The 16,892-nt window shown below is 40.0% G+C and carries 8 protein-coding genes; 6 read left to right on the top strand and 2 right to left on the bottom strand.

The window, feature by feature from the left end:
• Positions 1 to 57: 57 nt before the first annotated feature.
• A complete protein-coding gene (locus ACFFGT_RS11855) occupies positions 58 to 474 on the bottom strand; it encodes an RNA recognition motif domain-containing protein (RefSeq protein ID WP_377022746.1) in 417 nt (138 codons plus the stop codon).
• Between the two features lie 537 nt (positions 475 to 1,011).
• Between ACFFGT_RS11855 and susR the strand changes: the two genes are divergently transcribed.
• The 5 genes from susR (at position 1,012) to ACFFGT_RS11880 (ending at position 14,385) form a co-directional block, all read left to right on the top strand.
• Positions 1,012 to 2,622: a SusR family glycan utilization regulator gene (gene susR, locus ACFFGT_RS11860; RefSeq protein ID WP_377022747.1), complete on the top strand. Its 1,611-nt coding sequence runs from the start codon at positions 1,012 to 1,014 to the stop codon at positions 2,620 to 2,622.
• 579 nt (positions 2,623 to 3,201) lie between these two features.
• Positions 3,202 to 6,123: a SusC/RagA family TonB-linked outer membrane protein gene (locus ACFFGT_RS11865; RefSeq protein WP_377022748.1), complete on the top strand. Its 2,922-nt coding sequence runs from the start codon at positions 3,202 to 3,204 to the stop codon at positions 6,121 to 6,123.
• Between the two features lie 10 nt (positions 6,124 to 6,133).
• Positions 6,134 to 7,681: a RagB/SusD family nutrient uptake outer membrane protein gene (locus ACFFGT_RS11870; RefSeq protein WP_377022749.1), complete on the top strand. Its 1,548-nt coding sequence runs from the start codon at positions 6,134 to 6,136 to the stop codon at positions 7,679 to 7,681.
• A 70-nt stretch (positions 7,682 to 7,751) separates the two neighbouring features.
• The gene (locus ACFFGT_RS11875) at positions 7,752 to 11,054 is read left to right on the top strand and encodes a VCBS repeat-containing protein (protein ID WP_377022750.1); all 3,303 of its coding nucleotides are present in this window, start codon (positions 7,752 to 7,754) and stop codon (positions 11,052 to 11,054) included.
• Positions 11,041 to 14,385 carry an FG-GAP repeat domain-containing protein gene (locus ACFFGT_RS11880; protein ID WP_377022751.1) on the top strand — a complete coding sequence of 1,115 codons (3,345 nt, stop codon included), beginning with the start codon at positions 11,041 to 11,043 and terminating at the stop codon, positions 14,383 to 14,385. The genes ACFFGT_RS11875 and ACFFGT_RS11880 overlap by 14 nt, the downstream gene beginning before the upstream one ends.
• Position 14,386: 1 nt before the next feature.
• Here the strand turns inward: ACFFGT_RS11880 and ACFFGT_RS11885 are convergent, their stop codons facing one another.
• Entirely contained in the window at positions 14,387 to 15,307 is a 921-nt protein-coding gene (locus ACFFGT_RS11885) for a GyrI-like domain-containing protein (RefSeq protein ID WP_377022752.1), read from the bottom strand.
• 241 nt (positions 15,308 to 15,548) lie between these two features.
• Here ACFFGT_RS11885 and ACFFGT_RS11890 point away from each other — a divergent pair, with 241 nt between their 5' ends.
• Complete coding sequence (locus ACFFGT_RS11890; protein ID WP_377022753.1) at positions 15,549 to 16,877, top strand: vanadium-dependent haloperoxidase; 1,329 nt, start codon at positions 15,549 to 15,551, stop codon at positions 16,875 to 16,877.
• Positions 16,878 to 16,892: the final 15 nt, after the last annotated feature.

Raw genomic sequence — 16,892 nt, forward strand, 5'->3', positions numbered from 1 at the left:
ATCCCGGCTGATTGATAATTAGCCGGGATTTTTTATATGTGATTTATCACACATCCGTTACATCGTTTTCCTGGGGCGCCTTGGTCGGTCACCAGCCGGCGACTGATCATTATTACTCCGGTAGTTGCTTTGGCTACCATAGCTCCGGGTATTGTTAGGCCTGTCACCGTTATTCCTGTTATTGTTATTGCCGTAGCCAAATGATTTACGTGGCGGCGGGGTTTTCTTAACAAAGTCGTCGTTTATTTTTACACTCAATACCCTATCCGCGATGGGGGTACCGTCTAAAGCTATCACTGCGTTCTCGGCTCCTGTACGGTCTTTCATTTCCAGAAATGCGTACCCTTTGCAGATCCTTGTTTTTTTATCACGTACAATTTTAATCGTTTCCACATCGCCATGTGGACCTATCATTTTAACAAGTTCCAGTTCTGTCATTTCCAGAGGAAAGCCGCCTACAAATAATTTGACCATTTATAAATTGAGATTAAAGATGATAGATAACCACCGTACACAAATTTCGTTTGATTTTTTTTAAATAAAGGATGTTTTTATGCTAAAAGCAAAGTTTATTTTCATTAACCATTCTTTACCCGGCAATAATAGCATAAAAGGAGCATTTTGTATGCCCTTTTGCTAATGTCAAGTATCAATAGAAAACGGAGAACGATTGATATACATCTTTAAGGTTCACAGCAGGACTGTTAGCAGCTATTTCGTTTTCCAGGTTTTTATTGCTAAATATAGCTACCCCATTTTGGTTTTTACCTGGTACCTTAATTTCAGCATTTGTTGTACAATATGTTTCTATTAAAAAACAAAACTAAAACGCATTAGCAATGCTTCAATTCCATATATTTGAGAAGATAAACCGGGGATAAGTATGCCATTATCCCAAAATGAGAGCCTTTTTTGCTGTTTTAATTTATTTGATCTACTGAGATTGTGTGTTTGATTTAAGTGTCATGTGATCAGCCGTATTATTATTATTAAAAATCTTTATAACAAAAAATGAAATATATATTCTACCTGCTTTTTTCATTAATTAGTCTTTCAGCAAATGCATTAACTGATACCAATACATTACTCGAAGAATTAAAGAATGAAATAGCAAAGAAAAATGTATATGACGGTAGTAAAGAAGTACGGATCCAAAAATTAAAAACATACCAGTCAAAGCTTTCACAAACCGATTATGATGCCAGGTTTGATACCTGGGACAAGCTTTATACCGAATATAAATCATATCAATTTGATTCGGCTTATGTTTATGTCGATAAAATGATCTCGTTAAGCAAGGTAACGGGGAATAAACGTAAAGAATATTATAGTTATGTAAGGATGGCTTTCATCCTGCTTTCATCGGGCATGTTTAATGAAACCTTTGATTATTTACGTAAAGTAAATGTGAAGGCTTTAAATGATGTTGATAAGGTTGATTACTATTTTTTTTTAGGCAGATGTAATTACGATCTGGCTAATTACAGTAACGACAAATATTTCAGCCCTTATTATATTAAAGCTGGTAACAAATACATTGATTCGGCGGTATCCTTTTGCGGGAACGACCATATCATGCACACCTATCTGCTTGGTTTGCAGGATTACCAGGAAAAAGATTATAAAGAGGGGAGGATAAGGTTCAGAAAATTGCTGGAAAGGGATATGCCAATTTCCATGCACCTGCGTGCAATGGTATCCTGTTCGTTAGGCTCAATCTGTCTTGAAGATAATGAACACGAAGAAGGTCTTAATTTAATGATCAGGGCTGCAATTGCTGATATAAAATCATCAACCCGCGAAACTGTTGCGCTCTACACCCTGGCCGAGCTGCTGTATAAGCAAGGTAATATCAAAGATGCTTACAGTTTTATTCAATTAGCTAAAGCTGATGCCGATTTTTATGGCGCGCGACAACGCAAAATACAAATAGGGGCAATTTTACCATTAATAGCCGCTGCCGAACTTAACAATACCGAGCATCAAAAAAATCGTTTCCTGGTATTTCTGTTAATTATTACAGCACTTGCTTTACTGGTGGTTTTTTTCCTGGTGATGATCGTTAAACAATTAAAAAACCTGAAGATCAAAGAAGCTATAATTGAGGGAAAAAATGTGCAGCTAAACCACATTAACGGGAAATTAATTGAAGATGCCAAAATTAAGGAGGAATATATCGGGCAGTTTTTTAAAGCTATCTCAGGTTATATAGTTAAGCTCGAAAATTTGAAGATCTCCATTGATGCCAAGCTTTCGATGAAAAAATATGATGCCATTCATACTTTTGTAGATAGCATAGATATTAAAAAAGAAAGGGAAAACCTGTATTATAGCTTTGACCATATCTTTTTAAAGATCTTCCCTAATTTCATTACAGTATTTAACAGCCTGTTTGCCGAGAAGGATCAGATCTGGCCCGATGAAGATGAAGTATTAAATACCGACCTCAGGATATTTGCGCTTATAAGGATGGGTATTGCCGATAACGAAACCATTGCCAAAATACTGGAGTATTCTGTTAATACAATTTACGTTTACAAAATGAGGATCAAAGCAAAATCCCTGCATCCGGATCAGTTTGAACAACGTATTATGGATATTAAGGCTTTTGACTATGATTAAGTTTTTCAGAAATATTGAACGGTTAAAAAACCTGTAAAATTACCTGATTTTACAGGTTTTTTATCATAAAAGTATCATGAATGATTAAAAAAAGCATTATATTTTTCCAGGTAAAAAATTATATAACTATTTGTTTTTCAGTTTTTTAACTTTTAAAAACATCGAAAAACTTTATAAAAATATTAAAATAAGCTGTTTTTGCTATTGCTGCCCGGCATAAACCTTTTTCTGAGTTTATTTATAATTAAATTGCATTAGATTTTAATCTGTAATAATTGTAAACCATTACATTTTTAAACGACCAGTTATTGTTAACCTTTATCCTGTACTAACCTGTTGCTGCGCTGGTACAGGCATTGTTTTCATAGCATTTATGCTTATGCTTTGGGGTATTATATATTATGATAGCCCGAAACTATATAAGCATGATTTCGTATAAAATGTAGGTGCTCTTTTTACGGGTTGAAAACTAAACCCAAATAACAAACCAATTTCAACTAAATCTCAAGTTTTATGCAAATTAAACATTTACTCAAAGTATGTTTCTTTGCTGTTTTTCTCTTTTTGATGGAGCCTGCTATGGCCCAGAATAAGGTAATAACAGGTAAAGTAACTGACAAAAAAGATGGCTCCCCTTTAATAGGGGTATCTGTGGTTACTGCGCTCGGTGCTGCAGGCGGGGCCATAACAAACACCGATGGAACTTACCGGATTTCTGTTCCGGCTAACACAAACAGCCTTACCTTTACTTATGTAGGCTATGTTAATCTTACTGTTGCTATTAGCGGGCGTACTGCCGTTAATGTAAGCCTGGAAGCCGACAACAAAACACTAAGCGAAGTTGTTGTAGTTGGTTATGGTACTCAAAGAGTAAAAGATGCTACGGGTTCGGTAGCCTCATTAAGCACTAAAGATTTTAACAAAGGGGTAATTTCAACGCCCGATCAATTGCTGCAAGGCCGTATAGCAGGTGTTCAGGTTACACCCTCAAGTGGTGAGCCAGGTGCGGCATCTTCTATCTCTATCCGTGGTACAGGTTCAATAAGGGCCGGTAATGATCCATTGTACGTAATTGATGGTGTGCCAATAGCAAATGATGCCAATGCGGCTTCAGGGGCTACTACGGGCTCTTTAGGTATGTCGTCTGCAAGAAATCCGCTTGCGTTTCTTAACCCTGCTGATATTGAAAATATATCAGTATTAAAAGATGCTTCTGCTTCGGCCATTTACGGTTCACGCGGTGCCAATGGTGTGGTACTGATCACTACCAAAAAAGGCCGTAAGGGAGCCGGGATTCAATTTTCATCAAATACTTCTATCAGCAGCGTTGCCAAACGTTATGACCTGTTAAATGCCCAGCAATTTATTGCAGCAGTTACTGCAACAGGAGCTGATGCAAGTGCGGTTAATAAAGGTGCTAATACCAATTGGCAAGACCAGATTTTCCGTACTGCCGTATCACAAAACTATAACTTAGGCTTTGGCGGCGCAAAAGGCGGCTTTAACTATCGCGCATCTTTCAGCTATGATGATCAGAATGGTACTGTAAAAAAATCACAATTAAAACGTGGAACCGGCCGCATAAATGCATCCCAACTACTGCTCGGCGATAGAATTAAGTTAGACCTTTCGTTCCTGGCGGCTGATTTACACAATACTTATGCACCTATTACTAATAATGCCGGCTTTCAGGGTAGCTTGATTGGCGCAACCCTGGGTGCAAATCCAACCTATCCTATTAAAAACGCCGATGGAACTTACTATTTTGACGGTACAAACAGGAACCCGGTTGCAATGCTTAACCTCATTGATGATAAAGACAGGGTGCACCGTTACCTTGGCAACTTCGGTGTAACGTTTAAAATCACCAAAGATTTATCATACAAAGGAACTTTTGGCGATGATTATTCTACAGCCAAAAGAACTACCTATTACGATCCGTTATTGCAGGGTTACACCGATGCGGATAACGTTAGGGGGCAATCAATTGCTCAAATTTCAGGTAATGGCCGTGGTCAGATCCAAAATGTTAAGTTGAGCTCACAAATTACTGAGCATAATTTAACATATGATAAAAAATGGTCGGATAAAAGTGCATTAACCGTATTAGCAGGTTATTCGTACCAGGTGTTTAAAAACTATAGCTGGAACGATGTTCGCTGGAACACTGCTACAGCCAATGTATTGGTAAAAAGCATTGATGCGTTTAAGAACAGGCTGCCAATTTACGGTGATACTGCTAAGTCAGAACTGCAGTCATATTATGGCAGGATTAACTACTCTTTTATGGACCGTTACCTGGTAACCGCTACTGTACGTTCAGACGGTTCATCAAAGTTTGGTTCAAATCACAAACGTGCTACCTTTCCGGCACTGGCTGTTAAATGGAAGATCATGAACGAAAGCTTTGCACCTAAAGGTGTATTTGATGATCTGAGCCTTCGGGTTAACTACGGTAAAACAGGTAACCAGGAGTTCCCTCCATACCAGTCATTAGCGGTAAATCAATATAATTTTGGTAGTAACAGTAATACATTGCTATGGTCGCCTAACCCCGATTTGAAATGGGAAACTACCACGCAATATGGCGCGGGTATTGACTTTGCCATCTTTAACAGCAGGTTAACAGGTACTGTTGATTATTTCAACAAAACCACTAAAGACCTTTTGTTTTTCCAATACTTTTCAGCTCCTGCTCCGTCTCCGGGGCAATGGATCAACCTTCCGGGTAAGATCATAAACAAAGGTTTAGAGTTAGGCTTGAATTTAGCGGCTATTCAAAGCTCAAAATTCAGGTGGGATGTTGCTTACAACATGACTATTTTAAAGAATACTGTTAAAGATTTTAAACAACGTATTGTAAATACAGGTGCTATAAACGGGCAGGGCCTGTCGGGTGCTTATGCACAGGTAATACAAAACGATTACCCGATATTTACCTTCAAGGTGCCGCAGTTTAACGGGTTTGATTCAAACGGATTTGGTATTTATCCAAACGGTATTGATAAGGCTACGTTACAAGGCAGCGCACTGCCTAAATTTACCACCAGCTTAACCAATAACTTTAGCTACGGGCCATTTAATGCGAGTATCTTCATAAACGCAGCCACAGGGTTTTATATCTATAATAATACCGCCAATGCTTACTTTTACAGAGGCAACCTTGTTACCGGTCACAACGTAACACAAGAAGTAGCAAACAGTAACGAAAACGTATTAAACTCCGGCGAGGTATCAACCCGCTTCCTTGAAAAAGGCGATTTTGTGCGTCTTTCAAATGTTACTTTGGGTTACACTGTACACCTTGGTAAGTCAAAAACTTTTAAATCATTAAACTTTAATGTTAGCGGTCAAAACCTTGCCCTAATAACAGGTTATAAAGGCCTCGATCCTGAAGTTAACACAAATAAAGACATCAATAACGTGCCATCAAGAGGAATCGATTATGCTTCCTATCCAAAACCACGTACTATTACAATAGGTATAAACGCAGGATTTTAAAATTATTAAAATGAAAAATATTACATTGAAAATTTCAGCGATTTGTGCTACAGGCCTCCTTTTAACGGCCACCAGTTGTACAAAATTGAATGAAACCGTTTATGGATCAAAATCCATATCAACAGGTAATGCGGGGTCGGCATCTGATCTAAATGGTGTTTACGCACAACTAAACGGACAATCAAACCAGGCAAATACATACGCATTACAAGAGCACCCTACTGATGAAATGATGGGCCCTACACGCGGTACCGACTGGGGGGATTTTGGTACATGGCGTAAATTGCATACGCATACATGGGATGCATTGCACCAGCAAATCAGTGACACGTGGGATGAGTTAAATACCGGTGTTTATCGTGCAACACAGGTAATCAATACTTCAGGTGTTAGTCCTCAGATAAAAGGCGAGGCAAGCTTTTTACGCGCTTATTTTATGTGGCAGGTAGTTGACCTTTACGGACAGGCTCCGTTTAGGGATCCGGCTGCTCCATCAAGTGAAAACCCTAAGGTTTACAATCGTAGCGATGCAACCGATTTTATCATCAAAGATCTTGAACTTGCCGAATCAAGTTTGGGCGCTGCAACCTCAATAGGTAAAGCATCAAAAGCAGCCGCCGAGGCTATGCTTGCTAAAGTGTACCTGAATAAAGCTGTTTATAAAGCCACTGCAGTTGGTGGACCGTTCACGTTTGCTAAAGCAGATATGGATAAAGTTATTGGCTATGCCAATAGTGTTGCCGATGCTGGCTATCAAATAGAGCCAGCCGGTAAATATTTCCAGGATTTTGCATGGGATAATACCGAAAAATCTCAGGATATCATCTTTGGTATAATCAATACGGCCACAAATGCACCGGCAAATACACATAACCGCTGGAGAATGGGTATGCACTACAACCAATCGCCAAGCGGTTGGAATGGTTTTACCACTCTTGCCGATTTCTATAACAACTTTGATCCGAAAGATGAGAGAAGAGGAGGTGATTATCCTGGATTAACTGCGCTTAACGGCTTAAATACAGGTTTCCTGGTAGGTCAGCAATATGGTCCGGGTCATAAAGCTTTAACAACCCGTGGTGGTGCGCCGCTTATTTTTACACCCAAAGTTGACCTTAACTATTCAACAGAAGCGCAAGGTATCAGGGTAATTAAATACTTCCCTAAACCCAATGCCGATGGTTCTGTAAATGATGATAATGCTACCAATACACTTATTATATTACGCTATGCCGACGTACGTCTTATGAAAGCAGAAGCTATTATGCGGGGTGGCACCGATCCTAAAGGAGAAACCGCTCTTTCAATAGTAAACTCTATCCGCGTTCCGCGTGGTGCAACTGCGCTTACAACCGTTGATGAAAAAGCAATGCTTGCTGAACGTGGTTTTGAACTTTATTATGAAGGCTGGAGAAGAAATGACCAGATCCGTTTTGGCACCTTCAATAATCCTGTTGATCAGCGCCCCAATGCTTCTGATAAAGCCAGGACGGTATATCCAATACCACAACGTGCGGTTGATTCAAACCCCAACCTTAAACAAAACGCAGGTTATTAATAGTTGAGATTTATTTGATTGAAAGGAACGTAGCGGAGTTTTCCGCTACGTTTGTTTTGTCCCTGATTATATGCTTCCAAAAACACCTCTGTTTCTTTTTTTTGCCGCTCTTATTATATTATCCTCATGTAATGGTGGCAATAAAAATACTTTGTTTACCCTGCAGGATAATGAAGCCATTGGTATCAACTTCGCCAACCAGCTTAATGATCAGGACCGTACCAATGTTTTTACCTTTCGCAATTACTACAATGGTGGCGGAGTTGCCATTGGCGATATTAATAACGATGGCTTAAATGATGTTTATCTTACCTCTAATATGGGCGGTAACCAGTTGTACATCAACAAAGGCAATTGGAAATTTGAAAATATAACCAATAAGGCAGGAGTTAAAGGCACTAAATACTGGAGCACCGGGGCTACCATGGTTGATATCAACGGCGATGGATGGCTTGATATTTACGTTTGCCATAGCGGCAATGCCAGCGGCAACGAAAAGGGCAATGAATTATTTATTAATCAGCATGATGGTACGTTTAAAGAAGAGGCCCAAAAGTATGGCCTGGTAGATAATGGACTATCAACCCAGGCCATTTTTTTCGACTATGATAACGATGGTGATCTTGATTGCTTTGTATTAAATAACTCATTCAGGCCAATAGAATCATTTGATTTCAGTAAAAATCTGCGCGCTGTTGTTGACGAACTCGGCGGCGCTCGCCTTTACCGCAATGATGGCGGTCATTTTACCAATGTAACCAAAGAAGCAGGCATATATTCAAGTGATATTGGTTTTGGTTTAGGCGTTTCTGTGGCAGATATCAACCAGGATGGGTATCCTGATATCTACGTATCCAACGACTTTTTTGAGCGCGACTATCTCTACATCAATCAAAAAAACGGAACATTTAAAGAAGATATCCAAAATGAAACCGGTCACCTTAGCCTGGCCTCCATGGGATCGGACATTGCTGATATCAACAACGACGGGCAATATGATATTTTCACGACGGAAATGCTGCCCGAGGGCGATCTGCGTTTAAAAAAAATGACCGCATTTGAATCGTACGATGTGATCAAAGCAAAACAACGGGATGGCTATTATAACCAGTATATGCAAAACTGCCTGCAGGTACGTAACGCCGATGGCACATTCTCCGAAACTGCATTTTACTCGGGTGTAGCTGCTACCGACTGGAGTTGGGGGGCGTTAATGTTTGATATGGATAATGATGGATGGAAGGACATCTTTGTATCAAACGGAATTTATAAAGATCTCACCGATCAGGATTATATCGAATTTTTAGGTAACCGGGATAACATGGCCAAGATAGCCGAAGGCAGAAAGAAATTTGATTACAAAGATTTTACTGATAAAATGGCTTCAACGCCATTATCTAACTATGCCTATCTCAATAATCACAACCTCTCGTTTACAAACAAATCGGCCGATTTCGGTTTGGATAAACCCGGGTTTAGCAATGGATCATCCTATGCCGATCTGGATAATGACGGTGATAATGACCTCATTGTAAACAATGAAAATGCGCCGGTATCTATCTTTAAAAACAACGCAGAAAAAAATGGGAACCACCATATTCAGATAAAACTGAAAGGGGCCGGGCTAAATGCTTTTGGAATAGGTACTACCGTAAAAGTGTTTATGAAAGGCAGCTCATTGATTTATTATAACCAGCCTACGCGTGGCTTCCAAAGCTGCACTTCGCCTAATTTGCTTACTATAGGTACCGGTAAATACAAATTGATTGATTCGGTACAGGTGATCTGGCCGGGCAATAATTATCAGTTGTTAAAAAACTTAAGCACAGATAAGGTTTATGCAGTTAAGCAAACCGATGCCAATCTGAAATATAACTGGTCAAAACCTCCTGTTAAAACCCTGTTTGCCGATGTTACCAAATCAATATTTGATAGTATCCCGAGACATAAGGAAGATGATTTTATTGATTTTGATAACGAGCGCCTGATGCTCCAGATGTTATCGACAGAAAACCCGTACATGGCAACCGGTGATGTCAATGGCGATGGGCTTACCGATTTTTATTTTGGCAGCTCAAAAAATAGTTTTGCTGCTATCTATATCCAACAAAAGGATGGCCGGTTTAAACAAACTATTCCTGATGATTTTAAAAAACAAGGTTACCTGGAAAATGCCGGTGCTGTTTTTGGCGATTTTGATGGCGATGGTGATCAGGATTTGATTATTGGAGTAGGGGGCAATGCTGATGAGGCCGGAACCCCTGTTTATAATCCCCGTTTTTTTGTAAATGATGGTAAAGGAAATTTTCATCGTGATCCCGACAGAACATTACATGCTGCTGTTAACGCCTCTGTAATCGTTTCAGCCGATTATGATGGTGATGGTAAGCCTGATCTTTTTGTGGGTGGCCGGAGTGTACCCGGACTTTATGGCTGCTCTCCGGAATCGTTTGTTTTTCATAACGATGGCAACGGACATTTTACGGATGTTTCTAAATCGGTATTAGGTACTGATACCAGGCTGGGAATGGTAACCGCAGCCAAATGGGCCGATATAGACAACAATGGTTCGCCAGATCTGATAGTGGCCGGTAATTGGATGGGAATCAGGATATTTAAAAACAACAAAGGCACATTTACTGAAGATAAGCAACTGGCCAACTACAAAGGCTGGTGGAGCAGCCTCGAAATTGCTGATGTTGATGGCGACGGAACACTTGACATCATTGGCGGCAACATTGGCCTTAACTCAAAATTCAGGGCATCGTTTGAGCAGCCGATGGAAATTCATGTAAAGGATTTTGATAATAACGGCACAAAAGAGTGTGTAACCTCTATGTATAAAAGCGATGGCATAAACTACGTTTTTCATATGAAGCCCGACCTAACAGGTCAAATGCCAATCTTCAAGAAACGTTTTTTGCGCTATATAGATTATGCAGGCAAACCATTTAACGAGGTATTTACGGCCGATATGCTCGATGGTGCTGAAATACATCAAATGAATTTTCTTGCTTCGGCAGTATTTTTAAATAAAGGCGGAAAATTTACCTGCAAGCAACTGCCTGCCGATGCACAGCTATCCATGGTAAATACTATTTTGTGTGCTGATCTTGATAACACAGGCGTTAAAAAGATCATATTAGGCGGCAACTTTTATGGCTTTAAGCCCGAAGTTGGCAGGCTTGATGCCAATCATGGCCTGGTTTACCAATACACAAAAAATGGGTTTGTTTATTTTCCTGCTGCCAAAACAGGCCTGAATTTAACCGGCCAGGTACGCTCATCGGCTGCTATAAAAAATGCAGCAGGTAAAAATTATTACCTGTTTGGTATTAATGATGAACCACTTAAAGCATATGAACTACGCTAACACCAATTCAATGCTGTTTACCAGATCTACTTTAAGATATTTCTTTATCCTGTTTGGCATAGTTGTGGTAAGCTTGTTTTCCTGTAAACCTAAAAACACTGGGGATGGCATATTTAAATTGCTCCCGGCTAATGAAACAGGGGTTACCTTCGTAAACAAGAATATAGTATCCGATTCGGTTAATATTTTAGACTACCTGTATTTCTATAATGGCGCAGGTGTGGCTGCCGCCGATTTTAACAATGATGGCTTGCCCGATCTTTATTTTGTATCAAACCAAGGTCCGAACAAACTCTACCTTAACAAAGGCGGGATGAAGTTTGAGGATATTACCGATAAAGCCGGGGTTGCAGGTACCGGCAATTGGAAAACCGGTGTAACCATAGTTGATATCAACGGCGATGGGCTTAAAGATATTTATGTTAGTGTGGTATCGGGTTACAAAACTTTTAAAGGAAAAAATCAGCTTTACATCAATAATGGCAATTTAACTTTTACCGAAAGCGCTGCTAAATACGGGCTCGATTTTGCAGGCCTTTCTACCCAGGCCTCGTTTTTCGATTATGACAAGGATGGCGATCTGGACATGTTCCTGCTCACTTCATCAGTGCACAGCAATGATACTTATGGCGATTCAACCCAGCGGTTTAAATATAGTCATGATGCGGGCGACCATCTTTTCAGGAATGATAATGGGCATTTTACAGATGTAACTGCGGGGTCCGGCATTTATTCGGCACCGATTGGTTATGGTTTAGGTGTAAGCGTGGGCGATTTGAATAACGATGGATGGGATGATATTTATGTAAGTAACGATTTTTTTGAGCAGGATTATTACTATATCAACCAACATAACGGCACTTTTAAAGAACAGTTGAAAAGTGCTTTTGGCCATACCAGCCTGTTTTCGATGGGGAACACAATCAGCGATATCAACCAGGACGGCCACTTAGATGTGCTCAGTACCGATATGCTTCCCGAAGATATAAAGGTATTACGATCAACGATAAACGACGAACCGCTTGATATTTACAACCAGGAAGTTAATGCCGGGTATTACTATCAATATTCAAAAAACTGCCTGCAGTTAAATGTAGGCAATGGCAATAAGTTTGTCGACCTGAGTTTGTACAGCGGAGTTTCGGCTACTGATTGGACTTGGTCGCCCCTGGTGCAGGACTTTGATATGGATGGGAGGAAAGACATGTTCTTCTCCAACGGCATCAAACGCCGCCTTAATGATATGGATTACCTGAAATATCTTGGCGACCCCATGGTTATGCAAGCCTACAAAGAGAACCATGTTTTTGATAAGGAAAAGATCAATAAAATGCCTGAAGGCGGCGTGCATAACTACTTTTATCGAGGTGAGGATCAACTGAAATTTACTGATGTATCATCTGGTAACGATATGAAGCAGCCTTCCATATCGGCAGGATCCGTAGCAGTGGACCTGGATAATGACGGCGATCTGGATATTGTAACCAACAATATGGATGAGCCGGCATATATCTATAACAATACCACGATGGAGGGCCGTAAAGAAAACAAGCCTACTTATCTAAAGTACGCTGTAAAATATAACCTGGTTAACCGGGATGGCATCGGCACCAAATTTTTCCTTAAATCAAAAAATCATATCGATCACCAGGAAATACAAACCAGCAATGCTTACGAGAGCAATTTAAATAATGAGCTGCTATTTACATTTACCCCTGGCGATAAACCTGAATCCCTATTGGTAGTATGGCCCGATAACAGTTATGAACTGATCAATGATTTTAAGCCCGGGCAGAAAACTATTTTAAGTTATAACCCTCAAATAGTTGACAGCCGCAAACCTGCAGCCGAAGTTATTGACGCTTTTATCAATAACAGGAAGCAATTTGACAGCAAACCTGTGCAGGCAAAGCTTTTAGCTGACGTTAAAATTTTTGATACACCTGATTTTAATTACTATTCCCTTTTACCGCATACGTATTTACAGCATACACCTGCAGTTGCCGTAGCAGATGTAAATAACGATGGCATTGATGATATTTATGTTGGAGGCATAGCAGGAGAAGAGAAATACCTGTTAGCCGGCAATAAATCAGGAGGGTTTAAAAAAGTGAACGTTGCGCAGTTTGATCAGTTTAAAGATGCTGCCGATGAGCAGGCTACCTGGGCTGATGTCAATAACGATGGAAAGCCCGATTTGATCGTGATCAGTGCTAATCATCCATTTATAGAAACAGAAAAGCTTGTACAACCCCGGCTATACATAAACAAAGGCAATTTTCGGTTTGAATATCAGCCCCTACCGAAACTAAACTATCAGGCGTCAAAGATTACCTTATTTGATTTTAATGGAGATGGTTTGAACGATATTTTATTTACCAGTGCCATTTCATTTAAGGATTATACGGCCGTTATTCCATCAGCGGTATTGATGAATAAAGGGAATGGAAAGTTTGAAATAAGCAATGACAAAGCATATGATCAGATCTCGAAACTCCAATACGTTACCAGCATAACTGTTACGGATATCGACAAAAATGGCAAGCCTGATCTGCTGATAACAGCTGAGTGGCAGCCTGTTTATGTTTTTTTGAATGACGGAAAAAAATTGAACCGTCTTTCATCGCCGGTTTTGGACAAAGAAAAAGGCTGGTGGCAATCTGCTATGATAACCGATATTGACGGTGATGGTAAACCTGATCTTATTGCAGGCAACTGGGGATTGAACAATAAATATAATGTTGCCGCCGATCAGCCACTTTATGCTTATAATACCGATTTGGATAAGGATGGAAAAAACGACCTGATCTTGTCATACTTTTATAAAAATCTGTATTACCCGTTTCGCCCTAAAAATGATTTGGAACAGGAGCTGCCTTATCTGAAAAAGGAATGGCTCAGCTATCAAAAAATGGCCGACAAAACTACGGCCGAAATATTTAAGGATAAACTGGACGACAATAACCGCCTTAGCGCTAATCGGTTCAGTAGTATTTTTGTGAGCGATGTGTTGCATGCAGCCAAAATTACCAACCTGCCTTACCTGTATCAGCAGGCCCCGATCAGGTCGATGTTAAAAACAGGTAACGGAGATCTCTTGCTGAACGGAAACTTTTGGGGGGTAGTGCCTTATGAGGGCAAGTATGATGCTTTAGGTTTAGTGGGGCTGCACTACAATAAAAGCAACGCAGCTTTTGCAAATCCCAATTATTGGATCAATGCTTCCTTCAACTTCCAGGAACTTAGCAATGTAATCCCACTTAAAACAATTACGCCAAATACCTACCTGATAGTTACTTATGATGGCCGGTTAATGATGGTAACCCAATAAGTTAAAAGATGGGATAGTATATTTTAGTTATCCATTTTGAAGTATCTTTTTCAACAGACCGGTCCGTTATTAATGACTCGAATGGCATAGCCGGAGAAATTAACCTGTGATCTTTCATATAGATTTTAATTTGTTCCAAAGCATCTTTTACTGTATTTGCCCCGCCCTGTACATCGGCTACTAATAAATTGCCCCCTTTTGGTATATTGTTTATAGCTGTTTTTGCGGATGGGGGAATTGATTTATTAATAGGAATAGCAACGCTCACCTGGTATTGGTTTTCAGTAATCTTTGTCACATTCATCATGGGGTAATTAGTTTCTTCGGCCTTCCCGGCATTTGCTTGTTTTTTCAAATCGCCGATAATGTTGTAAATATCAGGGATAGAAGGATAGAAGCTTGATAATGTTGTTGAGGTAAGTAATACGGTATCCTGCGCAGCTTTTAAATATATTTTGTAGCCGTAGGCGTTTTTTTCATTCTCCAAAAAAAGCTTCAGGTGTTTTGAAATCGCTTCTATTTGTTTTTCAATGCCTGGTAATTTAAAGTTATCGACCAGGGGAGGGAAACTGCCGGTGCCTTTTTTAATGCTGGCATTCCAGGTAATTTTAACTTCGCCTTCATTAGTTGCCAGGTAATTAATTGTAGAGTTAAGGTTTAGTTTACCTTTTTGTATCGTAAGCTCCGCCCCGCTGTTAGTTAATTTACCGATGTTAAAATCGATATCATTATAGCGATAGTGGGTGTCACTTATTTTAGTTCCGGGCCACCATCTATCCCAATTGTTTTGATGGGTTAAAAACTTTGCCGTAACAGCGTCCGAAGCTTCAATTGTCACTGCATAATTGAAATTTATTTTTGATGGGATTAAACAGAATACGGCAAGGGCCAAAACTAAAATAATAAGAACTTTTATCTTCATTGGTTTATAAAAACGGATCTAAGGGACCGTAAATTTAACAATCTTGCGTCATTTGCAACTCATGTTACATCCAAAATACAGGTTTATTTATTTAGGTTAAAAAGTACTTATTTTCATGAAAAAACAAACGGTTTTATACAGCCCTATTGCTAAAAAAAGCCTATATTGGCTCATGATCAATTAAAAAGACCGGCAGATTTCTCCCTATAGATCTGCCTGGTTTTAACCTATTTTATAACTTATGAGATCCTTTTTATTTTGCCTTACCGGAGTGTTATTTTTATTCGCATCCTGTAAAAAGCCCGACTATGAAAAAGTAATCCACGATCCCGAACTGTATCGTGTAACCGTTAAAAAGCTCAACGATATCGTACTGGAAAACAATTTTCCACCGGTTACTGCTTCCCGTAATTATGTATATGCCAATATAGCCGCCTACGAGGTTATAGCCTCCGGCGATCCTGAACATTTTAAATCATTATCCGGGCAAATCAAACATTTACCGGCCGTGCCAAAAGCATCAAAAGATACTGCAGTTGATTACCAGTTTGCGTCATTGCTTGCCTTTTGTACCGTTGGCAACGCAGTAACATTTCCCGAAGGCAGTATGGATCAGTATGTAGGTGCGCTTAAACAAAAAGCTGAAGATGCCGGTATGCCGTCGGATTTGTTTGAGGGCTCAGTAAATTACGCCGGTAAAGTAGCCAAATTTATATTGAAATGGAGCAAAGGCGATCATTATGCGCAAACCCGTTCGGCAAGTAAGTATACTGTAAAACAGCAGGACGGCCGCTGGATCCCTACGCCGCCCATGTATGCCCAGGCGCTGGAGGCACATTGGGGCGAAATCAGGCCGATGGTACTGGATTCCACAGCCCAATTTATTCCACCCGATCCACCGGTTTTTAATGTTAAAGACCATAACAGTCCCTTTTATAAGCAGGCGCTTGAAGTAAAACAAATAGTTGACAGTTTAACCAAAGAAGAAAAGCACCAGGCTGATTTCTGGGATGATAACGCCTTTAAGCTTAATGTAGTTGGCCATGCCTCGTTTGCAACCAAGAAGTTTTCGCCGGGGGGGCACTGGATGAATATTACTGCTATCGGTACCAGGAGTAAAAAGTTTGATTTTGGCACCACAGTAAGCGTTTATACCGAAACTGCCATTGCCTTGTTTGATGGTTTTATCAATTGCTGGTACCTTAAATACCGCTCAAACTATGTTCGCCCCGAAACCATAATCACCAAGTATATTGATGCAGATTGGCGTCCATATATCCAAACGCCGCCGTTCCCTGAATATAGCAGCGGTCATGCCGTGATTTCATCAGCTGCTGCCGAAGTGCTTACCAACAGGATAGGTGATGATTTTGCCTATACCGATTCGTCAGAAATGGAGTTTGGGATCGATCCGTTGTCCTTTAAATCATTCCGGATGGCTGCGAAATCAGCAGCAATGTCAAGGGTAATGGGAGGCATTCATTTTAAAAATGCCTGTGTTGTAGGCAATAAACAAGGAGCCGAAATAGGGCAGCTGGTTGTTAAAAAGTTGCAATTAAAGATTAAGTAGTATTTTAATAATTTG

Origin of the sequence: Mucilaginibacter angelicae (assembly GCF_042434235.1) — a bacterium.
In the GTDB taxonomy this organism is placed as follows: Bacteria; Bacteroidota; Bacteroidia; order Sphingobacteriales; family Sphingobacteriaceae; genus Mucilaginibacter; species Mucilaginibacter angelicae.